The organism is Roseovarius nitratireducens (assembly GCF_002925845.1).
In the GTDB taxonomy this organism is placed as follows: Bacteria; Pseudomonadota; Alphaproteobacteria; order Rhodobacterales; family Rhodobacteraceae; genus Roseovarius; species Roseovarius nitratireducens.
In genome coordinates, this window is record NZ_PDNI01000087.1 from 25,046 (window position 1) to 40,634 (window position 15,589).

The window sequence follows — 15,589 nt, forward strand, 5'->3', positions numbered from 1 at the left end:
ACGCAACCCGGATGGGTCGTCAGATAACCTGCCGGGCCGCAGTGGCGACGGGAGAGGCGGCGCGCGCGCGGGCTGCGCTGCGCAGGTCCGAGGGCGTCCGGCCGGTGTGGTGCAGGATGAAGCGCGAGAAGTAGGCGGCGCTGCCGAAGCCAAGCTCGGCGGCGATCTGCGCCATCGGGCGATCGCTTGCCTCGATCAGGTCGCGTGCGGCATGCAGGCTGCGTTCGGTCAGCAACTCGGCGGCGCTCAGCCCCGAGAGGCGCCGGCAGACACGCGTCAGGTGCGTCGGCGTCACGCCCAGCGTGCGGGCGTGGTCGGCCATGCTGCGGGTGCTGGCGTGGTGGCGCTCGATCAGCGCGGCATAGGCCCGCACCAGTCGTTCGGCGGCACCGGAGGCGGGCTCTTCGGGTTGCGAGAGCATGGCGCGGCGCAGCCAGACGCTCATCAGGGCCGCCTGCGCGTCCACCACCTCTTCCGAGAACGGGCGCGCGTCGTTCTGCTCGCGCTGCATCCCCTCGAAGATAGCTGTCAGCTCGTTTTGGCCCATGACGTCCCGGATTCGCATGTGCAGTGGCCGGTCGGGCATGGGCGCCGTGGCCTGCGCAGGCATCTCGCAGACGAGACCAAAGCCGGTCTTGCCCGGATCGAGCGAGAACATCGTATGAGCGGGCAGTACCAACGCGTTGTGCACGCCTATGCCCCGGCGCACGCCCTCGACCACGGCTATGCCCTGTCCGCGTGTCATCCAGACAAGGGCGTGGCAGGGGCAGGAATGCTGCAGGGTGAGCCGCCATTCGGCCCCGTGCATCCACTGCACGAGCGTCATCACCGTTGCATGATCCATGCGCGCCTCCTTGATCGGAAAGATCGCCTTTGGACTACTGATGTCACGGATCAGGCCAGATGTCAGGGATGAAATGCCTGCTTCTGGAAAACCTCAGCGCTGACGCCGAGCCATGAAGGCGAGTCGCTCGAACAGGTGCACGTCCTGTTCGTTTTTCAGCAGTGCACCGTGCAGTTTGGGCAGCGCGTCAGCCCCGTCGCGCCGCAGATCCTCGGGCGAGAGATCCTCGGCGAGAATCAGCTTAAGCCAGTCGAGCACCTCGGAGGTGGAGGGCTTTTTCTTGAGTCCCGGCGTGTCGCGAATCTCATAAAACTGCGTCAGCGCGGTGGCCAGCAGGGCCTCCTTGAGGCCGGGATGGTGCATCTCGACGATTCGCCTGAGCGTCTCGGCCTCGGGGAAGCGGATGTAGTGGAAAAAACAGCGCCGCAGAAAGGCGTCGGGCAATTCCTTCTCGTTGTTGGAGGTGATGATGATGACCGGGCGGTGACGGGCGCGCACCGTCTCGCCGGTCTCGTAGACGTGAAATTCCATCCGGTCGAGTTCCTGCAACAGGTCGTTGGGGAACTCGATATCGGCCTTGTCGATCTCGTCGATGAGCAGCACCACGCGCTCCTCGGAGGCAAATGCCTCCCACAGCTTGCCGCGGCGGATGTAGTTGGACACATCGTGCACGCGTTCGTCGCCAAGCTGGCTGTCGCGGAGGCGGCTGACGGCATCGTACTCATAGAGCCCCTGCGCCGCGCGGGTGGTGGATTTGACATGCCAATCGATGAGTCGCATCCCCATCGCCTGTGCCACTTGGCGCGCCAGTTCGGTCTTGCCGGTGCCCGGCTCTCCCTTGACCAGGAGGGGCCGTTCGAGCGTGACGGCGGCATTGACCGCCACGGTCAGGTCGCCGGTGGCGACATAGGCATCGGTTCCTTCGAATTTCATCGGTCAGGCGGCCCCTTCGTGCGCGGAAATGGAAACAATGTCGGGAACCTAGACGCTTCGCCCGGCCACATCAATGGCGCGTGATTGGCTAGTGACATTCCCCGGCGCCGCGTGTAGATGAGCGCTCGAAGGCACCGACTGTCTGAGGAGTTCATGATGCCGGACACTGGCCTTGACGAGGGGATCGAGATGAAAGCCGAAGTGTTCTTGCCAGAGGATTACACGCCCGCAGAAAACGAGCCGTTCATGAACGAGCTGCAGTTGGAGTATTTCCGCCGCAAGCTGGTGCGCTGGCGGCTGGAATTGCTCGAAGGCAGCCGCGAGGCAATCGAATCCCTGCAGGACGGGACAAGAGCAATTCCCGACGTGGCCGACCGCGCCAGCGAAGAAACCGACCGCGCGCTGGAACTGCGCACCCGCGATCGCCAACGCAAGCTGGTAGCCAAGATCGACGCCGCGCTCCGCCGCATCGAAGACGGGGAATACGGATATTGCGAGGTGACGGGCGAGCCGATCAGCCTCAAGCGGCTGGACGCGCGCCCGATCGCCACCATGACGCTTGAGGCGCAGGAACGCCACGAACGCCGCGAAAAGGTACATCGCGACGACTGAGGCGCTGCTTCGGGCGACGGGAACGGACAGGCGCGCGCCGGGGCACCCCTCCGGCGCGCGTCTTTTTCGGGAAAGGGGCCAATGGGTCTGAACGCAATGAGGGTCGCCGTGATCGGCGCGGGGATCGGCGGGCTGGCCGTGGCGCAAGCGCTGGCGCGGCGCGGCGCGGATGTCACCGTGTTCGAACAGGCATCCGAAATCGCCGAGGTGGGTGCCGGACTTCAGATCAGCCCTAATGGCGCGAGGGTGCTCGATGCGCTTGGGCTGGGCGCGGAGCTTCGCCAGCGCGCGGTGATGGCGCGGACGGTGCAGCTTTGTGATTACCGTGGGGGCGAGGTGCTGCGGCTCGATCTCGGTGACACGGGGCAGGGCGGCTATCATTTTCTCCACCGTGCGGATCTCATCAACCTGCTGGCCAACGGTGCGCGCGCGGCAGGCGTTCGCATCCGGCTGTTACAGCGGATCATCGGCGTCGCCGACGGGCGGCGCCCGCGTGTTGAACTGGCCAACGGTGCCGGGTTTGACGCCGACCTCGTGATCGGCGCGGACGGGTTGCATTCGGTGGTGCGCGCCGCGCTCAACGGCCCACGTGCCCCCTTCTTCACGGGCCAGGTGGCGTGGCGCGCGCTCGTTCCCAACAGCGCCGAGCGCTGTCCGGAGGTGCGTGTCCACATGGGGCCGATCCGCCACGTTGTGAGCTATCCTTTGCGCGGCGGTAGCCTGCTCAACCTCGTGGCGGTACAGGAGCGCGCCGCCTGGACCGCCGAAAGCTGGAGCCAGACTGACGATCCGCAGTCGTTGCGTGCCGCGTTCGGCGATTTCTGCGACGAGGTGCAGGGGATGCTCGCTGCCGTGGACAAGGTAAATCTCTGGGGCCTGTTCCGGCACGAGGTGGCCCGCGCGTGGCACGGCGAGGGGCTGGCGATTCTCGGTGACGCGGCACATCCCACGCTGCCCTTCATGGCGCAGGGGGCGTGCCTCGCGCTCGAGGATGGCTGGGTGCTGGCCGCGGCGCTCGACGAGGAAGGCGATGTGGCAAAGGGATTGGTGCGCTACCAGGCCCTGCGCGAAGCGCGGGCGCGCCGGGTGGTCGCGGCGGCGAGTGCCAACGCGTGGAAATACCACCTCGCCTTCCCACCGCTGAGATGGGCGGCACACACCGCGCTACGCGCTGGCGGACGGCTCGCGCCTTCGCGAATGATCCGGCAATTCGACTGGATTTACGGCTACAACGCGATTGACGCGGTTGGGCAGCCGGTCAACGATGGTTGACAACCGGGGGCGCACGGCCCCCATCGGGCTGGGGCGAATAGTGCGCGCCCGGGCTTGTGCGGCCGGTCGAGATATACCGCAAGAACCACGGGGACTGGCCTGACCTGATCGACCCGCAGACCTTTACCAACAAGCAGCTATTGTTCAAGTTCTTCGGCCTTATCCCGCGCGTCACCCCCTCGGACAAGCTGCGCGCATGATTGGCTCCCGCCCCACCTGCGCGCGCAGGTTCACCGCCCGCGCATCCCGTGGCGCGGGACCGCGCCCGAGCTGCCCGGCAATGACGAGATCGCGGCCGGCACCTACTGGCTCAAGTGCAACCACGGCTCGGGCACGCACTTGCAGACGGTCTTCAGCCGGTCGGGCACCTGGCTCGACAAACAGCTCTACGTGCGCAAGGGCGGGCGCGGCCCGTGGCGCCACCCGCGCAGCTCGACCTGATGGTGGAGGCCGCCGAGGCGATCGGGCGGTTCTTCGATTTCATCCGGGTGGACATGTTCATTCGCGACGGCGAGGTCTATCTGGGCGATGTCGGTCTCGTGCCCAATGGCTGCACCAAGCGCATCCGCGATCCGGAACTCGACTGGATGCTGGGGGCGCGTGGCAAGCCCCTTGGTTGGGCCGCGTCAGCCCCGGCTTTGCCGATGGCCATTACCGGCGCGAGTGGCCATTCGCCGCCTGAACCCGCCCTCAGATGTCGAGATCGACCCAGAGCGGCACATGATCGGACGGCTTGTCGCGCCCGCGCACGGCCGTGTCGATGCCGCAATCGGTCATCCGGTCGGCGGCCTGCGGGCTAAGCAGCATGTGGTCGATGCGGATGCCGTTGTTGCGCTGCCACGCGCCGGCCTGGTAATCCCAGAACGTGTAATGGCCCGGCCCCTGCACGCGGGCGCGGAACGCCTCTGTCAGGCCCAGGTGCAGCAGGCGGCGAAAGGCGGCGCGGCTGTCGGGCAGGGCGAGCGCGTCGTCGCGCCACGCCTCGGGGCGCGCGGCGTCCTCGTCCTGGGGGATGACGTTGTAATCGCCCCCCATGAGCACCGGCTCCTCGGTGGCGAGAAGCTCTGCCGCACGCGCGCGCAAGCGTTCCATCCACGCGAGCTTGTAGTCGTATTTCGGACCCGGCGCGGGGTTGCCGTTGGGCAGGTAGAGGCCGCAGACCCGCAGCGCGCCCTTTTCGCCCGTCACCGTGGCCTCGATCCAGCGGGCCTGCTCGTCGCTATCGTCGCCGGGTAGGCCGCGGCACACGTCCTCCAGCGGGTATTTCGACAGGATCGCCACCCCGTTGAAGCCCTTCTGCCCGTGGGTCTCTACGTTGTAGCCGCGATCCTCGAACATCTCGCGCGGGAAGTTCTCGTCCACCGACTTGATTTCCTGTAGCAACACCACGTCCGGGGACGCCTCGTCCAGCCAGTCGCAGAGCGCGGCATGCCGCGCCTTGATCCCGTTGATGTTGAAACACGCGATACGCATGGCCGCCTCTCCCGTCGCCCTTTTTCCTCTATCGCGCGGCCTCGCGCGTGGTGCAAGGCTCAGATCGAGAAGGACGTGCCGCAGCCGCAGGAGGCGGTGGCATTGGGATTGTCGATGGTAAAGCGCGCGCCGATCAGTTCTTCGGTGAAGTCGATTGTCGCGCCCGCAAGGAAGGGCAGCGATACGCTGTCTACCACGACCCGCTCGCCCTCGCCTTCGAGCACGAGATCGTCCTCGGCGGCGGAATCGAGCCGGATATCGTACTGAAACCCCGAACAGCCGCCGCCCTCGACCGCCACGCGCAGCGCCTTGCCGTCGGCGCCGGCACCGATCTCGGCGAGGCGGGCATAAGCGCGGGGGGTGACCTTGGGGGGCAGTTGCATGGGTGTCCTCGGTGGTTTCGCGTGACAGTTCTTTCTGCAATATATGCTCCGAGTGCCCCGCCACAAGGACCGATCAATGACCGCCCCTTTCGCGACCGACCCGGGCCGGACACGCGGCCGCCGCGTGGCGGAGGAAGAGAGCGCGTTTCGCTCGCCCTTTCAGCGCGACCGCGACCGCATCATCCATTCCAGCGCCTTTCGCAGGCTCAAGCACAAGACACAGGTGTTTGTCGCGCACGAGGGCGATTACTACCGCACCCGGCTCACCCATTCGATCGAGGTGGCGCAGGTGGCGCGTACCATCGCGGGCGCGCTTGGCCTCGACACCGACCTGACCGAGGCCGTCGCGCTTGCCCATGACCTCGGCCATACGCCCTTTGGCCACGCGGGCGAGGATACGCTCGCCGCGCTGATGGCGCCCTATGGCGGTTTCGATCACAACGCGCAGGCGCTCCGCATCGTGACGGTGCTAGAGCGCCACTATGCCGCCTTCGACGGGCTCAACCTCACATGGGAGACGCTGGAAGGGCTGGCCAAGCATAACGGTCCGGTGACGGGCGATCTGCCGCTGGCGCTGGCAGAATGCGACGCGGTGCACGGGCTGGAGCTTGGCACCCATGCGGGCGGCGAGGCGCAGGTGGCGGCCATCGCCGACGATATCGCCTACAACAACCACGACCTGCATGACGGGCTGCGCGCGGGGTTATTTGTCGACGAGGAAATCGCGGCGCTGCCCATTGTCGGCCCCTGTTATGCCGAGGTGGACCGGCTCTACCCGCGCCTCGATCCCAAGCGCCGCCGCCACGAGGCGCTGCGCCGGGTATTCGGTGAGATGGTGGGCGACGTGATCGCCGAGAGCCAGCGCCTGCTGGCCGCCCATTCGCCGGGTTCGGTGGAGGAGCTGCGCGCACTTGGGGTGCCGGTGATCCGTTTTTCGCCCGGGCTGTGGGAGGATTTGCAGGCGATCCGGGCGTTCCTCTTTACCCGGATGTATCGCGCCCCGGCGGTCAACGACATGCGGCGCATGGTGGCGCGGGTGATCGGCGAGTTGTTCCCGGTCTACCTCGACGCGCCCGACCACCTGCCCGAAGAATGGCGCGCGGACGTGGCGCGCGCGCCTGACCGCGCGGCGCTGGCGCGCTTGGTGGGCGATTACATCGCCGGCATGACCGACCGGTTCGCATTGCAAAGCCACGCCCGGCTGGTTGGTGGGACGTCGGCACAAGACCTGCCGGACGGGGTGTAGGCTTGCCGCCTGGTACAGGGACGGAAGCGCTCGACCCGGCAATGGCGCGCGGGATGGTGGGCGCGCCCGGTGTCGGGGCGCAATGGCTGGCATGGCAGTTGCAGATGCCCGCCATCGTGCTGATGCTGCGCGACTGGCGCGCAGCGCTTCGTCGTGGGCGAGGACGCGCCACGGCGTGGCGAGGACATGCGTATCGCCGCCCTTGCCCCGCCGCGCGACACCGGCGGGGACACGCAGCCGCCGGCAAGTTGAAGCGCGTGATGCCGGGTGCTAGTGATGTCCACGGGATGCGTATCGAGTGGGTGAGGGTGGTGTGGACGGGGAGACATCTCGGAAAACCGTGCTGATCGCGTCTGCGGGCTGTGCGGTCGGTGGAGAGCTGGCAGAAAGGTTCGCGGCGACAGGGGCGCTGGTGGTCGTGGCCGATCATGCCGAACGGCGCGCGCTGGCACTGGCGCGGCGCGCGCCCGGAAGGATCGAGAGCCTGACGCTCGATTGCCTGCGTCCCGGCCAATGCCGACGGTTGGGCGAGATATGGGGCGACACGCCGCTCGACCTGCTGGTACATCTGCACCCGCTGCGTAGCCCGCGACGTCTCGGGGCGGCGGTGGCGGCGATCCCGGCACTGACGCGCGCGCTGATGGACGGGCTGGCGCAGGGAGAGGGGCTGGTGCTCGTCGGCTGCCGTGCGGCAAGCCATGACGCGCGCCCCGAGGCGCGGGCGTTCGACGCGGCGCTGGCGGCGCTCGCCCCGCACATGCAGGCCGAGGCGGGCACGCACGCCCGTGTCAACGTTCTGCGGCTCGGCCCGTACACCGGACGCACGGCGCTGATACATGAGGCGCGGCGGCTCGCGGAGGGGGCGCGCGACGGGCCGCGCGGCGCGGTGATCAACCTCGCCTGAGCGGGCGGCGAGAACCGCGCCCAAGGCGATTGACGCGCGGGCCACGGGTGGTAAACCGGCGCGCGTGCCAACACGGAAAGGCGGCTCATGAACCTCTTTGACGACATTCGCGGTCTCGTTCTCGATACCTTGGGCGGTCTGCAGGCCGAAGGTGCGCTGCCCGCCTCGCTCGACCTCGGGAACGTCACTGTCGAGCCGCCGCGCGATCCCGCGCATGGCGACATGGCGACCAATGCCGCGATGGTGCTGGCGAAACCGGCGGGGATGAAGCCGCGTGACATCGCCACCGTGCTCGCGGAGCACCTCGCCGCCGATGCGCGCATCGATAGCGCCGAGGTGGCCGGCCCCGGTTTTCTCAACCTGCGGCTGGCACCTGCGGTCTGGCACGATGTGCTGCGCGATGCGCTGCGGCAGGGGGCCGATTTCGGCCGCGCCACGCTGGGGCAGGATCGCCGGGTCAATGTCGAATACGTCTCGGCCAATCCGACCGGCCCGTTGCACGTCGGCCACACTCGCGGCGCGGTGTTCGGCGATGCGCTGGCGAGCCTCCTGGATTTCGCGGGCTATGACGTCACGCGCGAATACTACATCAACGACGGTGGCGCACAGGTCGATGTGCTCGCGCGCTCGGTCTACCTGCGCTATCTCGAGGCGCACGGGCAGGAGGTGGCCTTTGCCGATGGCACCTATCCGGGCGACTACCTGATCGAGGTGGGTCGCGCGCTCAAGGACAAGGTCGGCGCCGCGTATGTCGACGAGCCCGAAGCGGTCTGGCTGGCCGAGGTGCGCGACTTCGCCACCGACGCGATGATGACGCTCATCCGCGAGGACCTGGCCTCGCTTGGCGTCGAGATGGATCACTTCTTCTCTGAGAAATCGCTCTACGGCACCGGATTGATCGAGGCCGCGATCGAGGATCTGCGCGGCAAGGGGCTGATCTATCGCGGCGTGCTCGAGCCGCCCAAGGGCAAGATGCCCGAGGACTGGGAACCGCGCGAGCAGACCCTGTTCAAATCGACGGAACACGGCGATGACGTGGACCGCCCGATCATGAAATCCGATGGTGGATGGACTTATTTCGCCCCCGATATTGCCTATCATTATGACAAGATTTCAAGGGGATACGATCTGCTTATCGACGTGTTCGGCGCCGATCACGGTGGCTATGTCAAGCGGATGAAGGCCGCCGTGTCGGCGCTGTCGGATGGGCGCGTACCGATCGAGATCAAGCTGTGTCAACTGGTCAAGCTCTACAAGAACGGCGAGCCGTTCAAGATGTCCAAGCGCGCCGGCACCTTCATCACCCTGCGCGACGTGGTGGACGAGGTTGGACCAGACGTGACCCGTTTTGTCATGCTCACGCGCAAGAACGACGCTGCGCTCGATTTCGACTTCGCGCGTGTTCTGGAACAGTCCAAGGACAACCCGGTCTTCTACGTCCAATACGCAAATGCGCGGGTCAACTCGGTGCTGCGCAAGGCTACTGCCGCGGGGATCACGGTGGATGACGCGGCACTTGCGGAGGCCGATCTGTCGGTGCTCTCGCACGAGGCGGAACTGGCGCTCGCGCGCAAGATCGCGGAATGGCCGCGGCAGGTGGAAAACGCCGCGCGCGCAGGCGAGCCGCACAGGGTGGCGTTCCACCTCTACGACCTGGCCTCGGAACTGCACGGTCTGTGGAACCGTGGCCATGACGAACCGGCGCTTCGCTTCCTGCAAGAGGGTGATCCGGCCACAACACGCGGGAAAATCGCGCTGGTGCGCGCGGCAACGGTTGTGATTTGCGCCGGTCTTGGTATCCTTGGCGTCACTCCGGTGGATGAGATGCGCTGAACGCCGCCGCCACCGGTGCGAGCAGGCAACCAGGAACCGGCGACCATGTATCGCCGGTGGCGAGAGGCAGATCATGGCAGAGATGCAGGCATCCCGGACGGAGTACGGGTCGGACGATCGCGTGGCGGTGGCCGTGACGAAATTTACCAATATTACTGGTGCGCTGGTCTCGATGGCGCTCTTGGCCGGAATTGGCCACTGGGGTTACCAGGTGATCATGCGCGACGTGTCGGGCGTGCCGGTTGTGCGCGCGCTCAGCGATCCCATGCGCGAGGCTCCGGCCGAGCCGGGCGGGCGCGAGGCGGCGCATCAGGGCCTGTCGGTCAACCGTGTGGCGGCGCAGGCGGCGACGGCAGAGCCGCCCGACCGGGTAATCATCGCACCCCCGCCGCTCGATCTGACGCTAGAGGATATTCCGAGCACGGCGAGCACCACAGCACAGGCGTCGACGGCGCCGCGCTCGGGTGACGTGCATCTCGCGGTGGTGCGGCAACCGGCGCAGGCAGCGCCGCGCGCCGCGACTGAGCCCACACCCGAGCCCGAGACGCAGGCGCGCACTGAATCGGTCGAGGGGGGGCTCGGGCGGTCGTTGCGTCCGCAGCTGCGCCCGGCGCTGCCCGATCCGGTGGCCTACGCGCTCGCGGCGGCGACCAGCGCCCCGTCGGTCGAGGTCGATCCCGAAAGCCTGCCGACCGGTTCGCGGCTCGCGCAGCTCGGGGCCTTCGATTCGGCAGAGGTGGCGCGCTCGGAATGGGAGCGTCTGACAGCGCAGCTTGGTGATCTGCTGGACGGCAAACGCCGGGTGGTGCAGCGCGCCGAGAGCGGCGGGCGGACTTTCTACCGGCTGCGCGCAGCCGGGTTCGAAGACCTCGCGGATGCGCGCCGTTTCTGTTCGGCCTTGCAAGCAGAGCGGGCCGAGTGCATCCCGGTGGTTACTCGGTGACAGGGTTCGGCGCGGTCATTACCGGCGCCGAGGGGCATCGGCTAACTACTGGGGAAAAAGCGTTTTTTCGTGAAGTAAAGCCCTTCGGATTCATCCTCTTCGCGCGAAATATTGACACCCCCGACCAGGTGCGCGCGCTGTGCGACGAACTGCGCGAGGCGGCGGGGCACGAGGCGGTTATCACGATCGACCAGGAAGGCGGGCGCGTGCAGCGCCTGCGTGCGCCTGCCTGGCGCGAGTGGCCCGCGCCACTCGATCACGTGGCCGCGGCTGGCGCGCGGGCGGCGGAGGCGCTGCACCTGCGCTACCGGATCATCGCCGACGAGCTTTTTGCCCTCGGGATCGACAGCAACTGTGCGCCTTTGGTGGATGTGGCGGGGCGGGACACCCACCCGTTTCTGCGTGACCGCTGCTATGGCGAGACGGCGGGGCGGGTTGCGCTCTTTGGCCGAGCGGTGGCGGACGGGCTTATGGAGGGGGGCGTTCTGCCGGTGGTCAAGCACATCCCGGGACACGGGCGCGCGAGGGCTGACAGCCACCACGAACTGCCCCGCGTGACCGATCCGGCAGAGCATCTGGCCGAGGTAGACTTCGCCCCGTTCGAGGCGCTTGCCGATTTGCCGATGGCGATGACGGCGCATGTGGTCTATGCCGCGCTCGATGCGCGGCCCGCGACCTTGTCACCTGTTATCATTGAGGTAATTCGCCGCTCCATCGGGTTTGACGGGCTCTTGATGACCGACGATATCGCCATGAACGCGCTCTCGGGCAGCCTGGTAGAGCGGGCGCGGGCCGCGCTCGCGGCGGGGTGCGACGTGGTCCTGCACTGCAACGGCACGCTAGCCGAGCGACAGGCCGTGGCGGCGGCAGCGGGCGAGATGCGGGCCGCTGCGCAGGACCGTGCCGAGCGGGCGTTGTCCGCGCGCCGGACGCCCGATCCGGTTGACATCTCCGCCCTCGCGGCGCAGCTTGATGCGTTGACGGGCGGACGGCAACATGGCTGAAGACACCTTCGATGACAGCGCGGATCCGGTGCCTGTGGCCGAACGGCTCGCGGCGGAGGCGCTCATCGTCGATGTCGACGGGTTCGAGGGGCCGCTGGACCTGTTACTGACGCTCTCGCGCACGCAAAAGGTTGATTTAAGGCGCATTTCCGTCCTTCAACTGGCCCGGCAATACCTCACCTTTGTCGAGCAAGCGCGCGCCCTGCGGATCGAGCTGGCCGCCGATTACCTGGTGATGGCGGCGTGGCTTGCGTTTCTCAAGTCGCGTCTGCTCTTGCCGCCCGACCCCGCCGAAGAGGGGCCGTCGGGCGAGGACCTGGCCGCGCATCTGGCGTTTCAGCTTGAGCGGTTGCAGGCGATGCGGGATTGCGCGGCGCGGCTGATGGCGCGGGACCGGCTGGGGCGGGATTTCTTTGCGCGGGGGTTGCCCGAGGACGTGACACGGCGGCGTGAGGTGCGCTATACGGCGAACCTGCTGGACCTGATGCAGGCCTATGCGCGGCTTCGCACGCGCGACGAATTTCGCCCCTTCGTCATGGACCGTGACGCAATTTTCACTATGGAACAAGCACTTGAGCGATTGCGGGGGGTGATCGGCGAGGCGGCGACATGGACCGATATCGCGAGCTATCTGCCGGAGGGGTTCACCACCGATCGCCAAAGGCGGCGCTCGGCCACGGCCTCGACCTTTGCCGCGGCGCTGGAGCTTGTGAAGGAGGGGCGGGCGGAGCTGCGGCAGACCGAGATATTCGCGCCGGTCGAGCTTCGGCGGAAGGATTAACAACATGCCGCAAGATATTGATACCGAAAAGGAAAGCCTGTTCGAGGCTCCGCCGATGGCCGAACAGGAACGGATGATCGAGGCGATGCTTTTTGCCGCCACCGAGCCGATGGACACGCGCGAGATGGCAGCGAGGATGCCGCATGGATGCGATCCGGCGGAAGCGCTGGTCCATCTGAAAAAAAGGTATGAGGGACGGGGGGTTACGCTGGTGAAAGTGGGCGATGGCTGGGCCATGCGCACCGCGCCCGACCTTGGCTTTCTGATGCGGCGCGAGGTGGTGGAGACCCGCAAACTGAGCCGGGCGGCAATCGAGACATTGGCCATCATTGCCTACCATCAGCCGGTCACCCGCGCCGAGATCGAGGAGATACGCGGCGTGTCTGTCAGCCGGGGAACCGTCGATCAACTCCTTGAAATGGAATGGATTCGTTTCGGCAGACGCAAGATGACGCCGGGCCGTCCGGTGACCTTCGTGGTCACCGAGACATTCCTCGACCATTTCGGTCTGGAAAGCGCGCGCGACCTGCCGGGGCTCAAGGAATTGCGCGCCGCGGGGCTGCTGGACAACCGCCCGCCGCCGGGGACATTGCCGGGGATCGGCGACGGGGACGAGGAGGACGAGGACGCGGAGGTGCCGCCCGCAGGGCAGGACGAGTTGTTCGGGGACTGACGAACCTGTCGGTTCGCGGCCCGAACCGCACGGTTCGGCGCATCGCGCGGACGGTCGCGCAGGAAATCGTCAAGAAATTCGCCGCACCCGCCCTGATTTCCGCACGTTTCGGTGCTATGGTCCCGGCCAGAGGCAGCGAGAGGAGGGCGCGATGAACGCCAACCAGATGATCAACATGGTGATCCGCATGGTCATGCGGCAGGTGATGCGCCGCGGGGTCAATGCCGGGATCGACAAGGTCACGCGTGGCCGCGGTGACAACGGTCCCGACGGGCAGAAGACCGCGCGCAATGCCCGCAAGACGATGAAACTGGGGCGGCGGATGGGGCGCTTCTGACCGGGCGTCAGGCCCGGAAGTGCTTGGACAGTTTCAGCCCCTGTCCCTGGTAGTTTGACGCGATGTCCGCGCCGTAGAGGCGGTCGGGCACCGTATCCATGCTCTCATACACCAGCCGCCCGACGATCTGGCCGTGCTCTAGCACGAAGGGTGCCTCGTGGCAGCGCACCTCGAGCACGCCGCGCGCGCCGGTGCCGCCCGCAGCCGCGTGGCCGAAGCCGGGATCGAAGAACCCCGCGTAATGCACCCGGAATTCGCCCGCCATCGCCACGAAGGGGGCCATCTCGGCGGCATAGCCGGGGGGGATGTGCACCGCCTCGCGGCTGACGAGGATGTAGAACGCGCCGGGGTCGAGGACGATATGGCCGTCGCGCGCGTGGACCTCTTCCCAGAAATCGGCGGCCGGGTAGTGGCCGATGCGGTCGAGGTCGATCAGGCCGGTATGCGGCTTGGCACGGTAGCCGGTGAGCGTGCCTGCCTCGGGGCGCAGATCGACCGAGAAGGCGAGCCCGCTGTCGATCACCGCCGGGCCGTCGACGAGCGGCGTCTCGGCGTGCAAGCGATGCATCGCGGCATCCGAGAGCCGCGCGTCGCCCGAGCGAAAGCGGACCTGGTTGAGCCGCATGCCGGGGCGCACCAGCACCGAGAAGGAACGCGGGCAGATTTCGGCATAGAGCGGGCCGGTGTGGCCCGGCGGCACGCGGTCGAATTCTGTCCCGCCATCGGTGATCGTGCGAGTGAGCAGGTCGAGCCGTCCGGTGGAGGACTTGGCATTGGCCACCGCCTGCACGCCCTCGGGCAGTGCCAGCCGTTCCATCAGCGGGACGAGGTAGACGCAGCCCTTTTCCAGAACCGCGCCGGGGCCAAGCTCTATGCGGTGCATCCCGAACTCATCAAGCCGGTCGGCGACGGTCTGTCCGGCACCGGGCAGGAACGAGGCGCGCACGCGGTAGGCCACGGGGCCGAGGCGGAGATCGAGGCTGGCGGGCTGGACCTGTTCGGGCAGGATGGCGGGATCGGACGCGATCTGGCCCGCGTCGATCATCGCCGAGATTTGCTGGCAGGAGAGAACGCCGGTCATCGGTGGCCCCCTCGGCCGTCGCAGAGGCCCCGCGACACGCGGGCGGCGGGATCGTCGGTCGATTTGGTCGGGCTAGCAGGACTCGAACCTGCGACCTTCCGTCCCCCAGACGGACGCGCTACCAGGCTGCGCCATAGCCCGACGATGCGCTGTTCATACCGGTTTTGCGCGCGGGGGCAAGGGGGGCGATGCGAAATATTGCCGCCGCTCATGCCTTTGGCGCACCCGCGTCGCGCAGCCGTTCGGCCAGCGCCGAGAGCGTGGCCGCGAGATCGGCTGGCAGCGGGCGGGGCAGCGTGGCGAGACGCGCGAGCGGCCCCGGCGCGGCGGCCATGTCGTCGGGCGGATCGTCGGGCAGATCCGGCAGCGAGGGCAGGGCGGGGGCCTGTGGGTCGGGGGCCGGTTCGGGCGCAGAGGCGGCTTCCGGTTCGGGCTCGGGTTCGGGCTCCGATCCAGGCTTTGTCGCTGTCTGCGGCTCCGGTGCGGGTTCTGGCTCGGTTTGCGGTTCTGGTTCGGGTTCTGCCGCGGTGGTGGGCTCAGGCTCAGGCTCTGGGTCGGAGGGTGGCTCTTGCGCGGTCGCGTCCTGCGGCGCGTCGGGGCGGGCGAAGCTGAGCACCTGCGCGACTGGCGTGGGTGTCGCCTGTTCTCCCTCGAACCCGGGCGAGAGCGCGGCGACGTGGCTTACCCCCTGTTCGCGCAGCATCTTCTGCACACCCTTGATGGTCATGCCCTCGTCGTGCAGCAGCACCTTGATCCCGCCGAGCAGCCGCATGTCGGCGGGGCGGTAGTAGCGTCGCCCGCCCGCGCGCTTGACCGGTTTCACCTGGGTGAACTTGCTCTCCCAGAAGCGCAGCACGTGGGCGGGCACCTCGAGCCAGTCTGCCACCTCGCTGATGGTGCGGAAGGCGTCGGCGGATTTGCCCATGTGCGGCGGTGTCCTCAGCGCTTGTTGCCGATCGCAACGCGATCCTTCATCAGGTGCGAGGGCCGGAAGGTGAGCACCCGGCGCGGCTTGATGGGGACTTCCTCGCCGGTCTTGGGGTTGCGGCCCACGCGGGCCGACTTGTCGCGTACCGAGAACGTGCCGAAGGAAGATATCTTGACCGGTTCGCCACGCGCCAGCGCGTCCGAGACGTGGGTAAGCACGCTCTCCACCATCTGGGACGCGTCGTTGCGCGACAGCCCCACTTCGCGGAATACCGCTTCGCTCAGGTCCATCCGTGTCAGTGTCTTGTTGGTCATACCGTCCCCGCATTTTTGCGGCTCAGTG

Annotated in this window: 18 protein-coding genes and 1 tRNA gene; 11 read left to right on the plus strand and 8 right to left on the minus strand. The window is 67.4% G+C overall.

Features of this window, described 5'->3' with window-relative positions:
• Window positions 1-19 precede the first annotated feature (19 nt).
• Both CRJ03_RS18985 and CRJ03_RS18990 read right to left on the minus strand, forming a co-directional pair.
• Entirely contained in the window at window positions 20-844 is an 825-nt protein-coding gene (locus tag CRJ03_RS18985) for an AraC family transcriptional regulator (protein WP_104020433.1), read from the minus strand.
• Between the two features lie 93 nt (window positions 845-937).
• Window positions 938-1,777, minus strand: coding sequence for an AAA family ATPase (locus tag CRJ03_RS18990; protein ID WP_104020434.1), 840 nt, complete (start codon window positions 1,775-1,777; stop codon window positions 938-940).
• 156 nt (window positions 1,778-1,933) lie between these two features.
• On the opposite strand from CRJ03_RS18990, the gene dksA reads away from it, so the two are divergent.
• The 3 genes from dksA to CRJ03_RS20015 all read left to right on the plus strand — a co-directional run bounded on the left by dksA (window position 1,934) and on the right by CRJ03_RS20015 (window position 3,861).
• On the plus strand, window positions 1,934-2,389 hold the full coding sequence (gene dksA, locus CRJ03_RS18995; protein ID WP_206018402.1) for an RNA polymerase-binding protein DksA: 456 nt from the start codon (window positions 1,934-1,936) through the stop codon (window positions 2,387-2,389).
• Window positions 2,390-2,470: 81 nt separating this feature from the next.
• A complete protein-coding gene (locus CRJ03_RS19000; RefSeq protein ID WP_104020436.1) occupies window positions 2,471-3,661 on the plus strand; it encodes an FAD-dependent oxidoreductase in 1,191 nt (396 codons plus the stop codon).
• A gap of 56 nt (window positions 3,662-3,717) precedes the next feature.
• The gene (locus CRJ03_RS20015; RefSeq protein ID WP_165375363.1) at window positions 3,718-3,861 is read left to right on the plus strand and encodes a hypothetical protein; all 144 of its coding nucleotides are present in this window, start codon (window positions 3,718-3,720) and stop codon (window positions 3,859-3,861) included.
• 490 nt (window positions 3,862-4,351) lie between these two features.
• Here CRJ03_RS20015 and xth read toward each other — a convergent pair whose 3' ends face one another.
• Entirely contained in the window at window positions 4,352-5,134 is a 783-nt protein-coding gene (gene xth / locus CRJ03_RS19010) for an exodeoxyribonuclease III (RefSeq protein ID WP_104020438.1), read from the minus strand.
• Window positions 5,135-5,193: 59 nt separating this feature from the next.
• A complete protein-coding gene (locus tag CRJ03_RS19015) occupies window positions 5,194-5,517 on the minus strand; it encodes a HesB/IscA family protein (protein ID WP_104020439.1) in 324 nt (107 codons plus the stop codon).
• A gap of 76 nt (window positions 5,518-5,593) precedes the next feature.
• Here CRJ03_RS19015 and CRJ03_RS19020 point away from each other — a divergent pair, with 76 nt between their 5' ends.
• The 8 genes from CRJ03_RS19020 (at window position 5,594) to CRJ03_RS19060 (ending at window position 13,238) form a co-directional block, all read left to right on the plus strand.
• Entirely contained in the window at window positions 5,594-6,763 is a 1,170-nt protein-coding gene (locus CRJ03_RS19020; protein WP_104020440.1) for a deoxyguanosinetriphosphate triphosphohydrolase, read from the plus strand.
• Between the two features lie 313 nt (window positions 6,764-7,076).
• On the plus strand, window positions 7,077-7,667 hold the full coding sequence (locus CRJ03_RS19030) for a hypothetical protein (RefSeq protein WP_129590318.1): 591 nt from the start codon (window positions 7,077-7,079) through the stop codon (window positions 7,665-7,667).
• An 87-nt stretch (window positions 7,668-7,754) separates the two neighbouring features.
• The gene (gene argS / locus CRJ03_RS19035) at window positions 7,755-9,500 is read left to right on the plus strand and encodes an arginine--tRNA ligase (RefSeq protein WP_104020443.1); all 1,746 of its coding nucleotides are present in this window, start codon (window positions 7,755-7,757) and stop codon (window positions 9,498-9,500) included.
• Window positions 9,501-9,573: 73 nt separating this feature from the next.
• A complete protein-coding gene (locus CRJ03_RS19040; protein ID WP_104020444.1) occupies window positions 9,574-10,443 on the plus strand; it encodes an SPOR domain-containing protein in 870 nt (289 codons plus the stop codon).
• Complete coding sequence (gene nagZ / locus CRJ03_RS19045) at window positions 10,419-11,447, plus strand: beta-N-acetylhexosaminidase (protein WP_439126651.1); 1,029 nt, start codon at window positions 10,419-10,421, stop codon at window positions 11,445-11,447. The genes CRJ03_RS19040 and nagZ overlap by 25 nt, the downstream gene beginning before the upstream one ends.
• The gene (locus tag CRJ03_RS19050; RefSeq protein ID WP_104020446.1) at window positions 11,440-12,228 is read left to right on the plus strand and encodes a segregation and condensation protein A; all 789 of its coding nucleotides are present in this window, start codon (window positions 11,440-11,442) and stop codon (window positions 12,226-12,228) included. The genes nagZ and CRJ03_RS19050 overlap by 8 nt, the downstream gene beginning before the upstream one ends.
• A gap of 4 nt (window positions 12,229-12,232) precedes the next feature.
• Window positions 12,233-12,901, plus strand: coding sequence for an SMC-Scp complex subunit ScpB (scpB, locus tag CRJ03_RS19055; protein WP_104020447.1), 669 nt, complete (start codon window positions 12,233-12,235; stop codon window positions 12,899-12,901).
• Window positions 12,902-13,052: 151 nt separating this feature from the next.
• Window positions 13,053-13,238, plus strand: a complete 186-nt coding sequence (locus CRJ03_RS19060; RefSeq protein WP_104020448.1) for a hypothetical protein — start codon at window positions 13,053-13,055, stop codon at window positions 13,236-13,238.
• A 7-nt stretch (window positions 13,239-13,245) separates the two neighbouring features.
• Here CRJ03_RS19060 and CRJ03_RS19065 read toward each other — a convergent pair whose 3' ends face one another.
• The 4 genes from CRJ03_RS19065 to ihfA all read right to left on the minus strand — a co-directional run bounded on the left by CRJ03_RS19065 (window position 13,246) and on the right by ihfA (window position 15,561).
• A complete protein-coding gene (locus CRJ03_RS19065; RefSeq protein WP_104020449.1) occupies window positions 13,246-14,319 on the minus strand; it encodes a 2'-deoxycytidine 5'-triphosphate deaminase in 1,074 nt (357 codons plus the stop codon).
• A gap of 64 nt (window positions 14,320-14,383) precedes the next feature.
• Window positions 14,384-14,460, minus strand: a tRNA-Pro gene (locus CRJ03_RS19070).
• Window positions 14,461-14,527: 67 nt separating this feature from the next.
• Complete coding sequence (locus tag CRJ03_RS19075) at window positions 14,528-15,244, minus strand: MerR family transcriptional regulator (RefSeq protein WP_104020450.1); 717 nt, start codon at window positions 15,242-15,244, stop codon at window positions 14,528-14,530.
• Window positions 15,245-15,258: 14 nt separating this feature from the next.
• Window positions 15,259-15,561: an integration host factor subunit alpha gene (ihfA, locus tag CRJ03_RS19080; RefSeq protein WP_104020451.1), complete on the minus strand. Its 303-nt coding sequence runs from the start codon at window positions 15,559-15,561 to the stop codon at window positions 15,259-15,261.
• Window positions 15,562-15,589 lie beyond the last annotated feature (28 nt).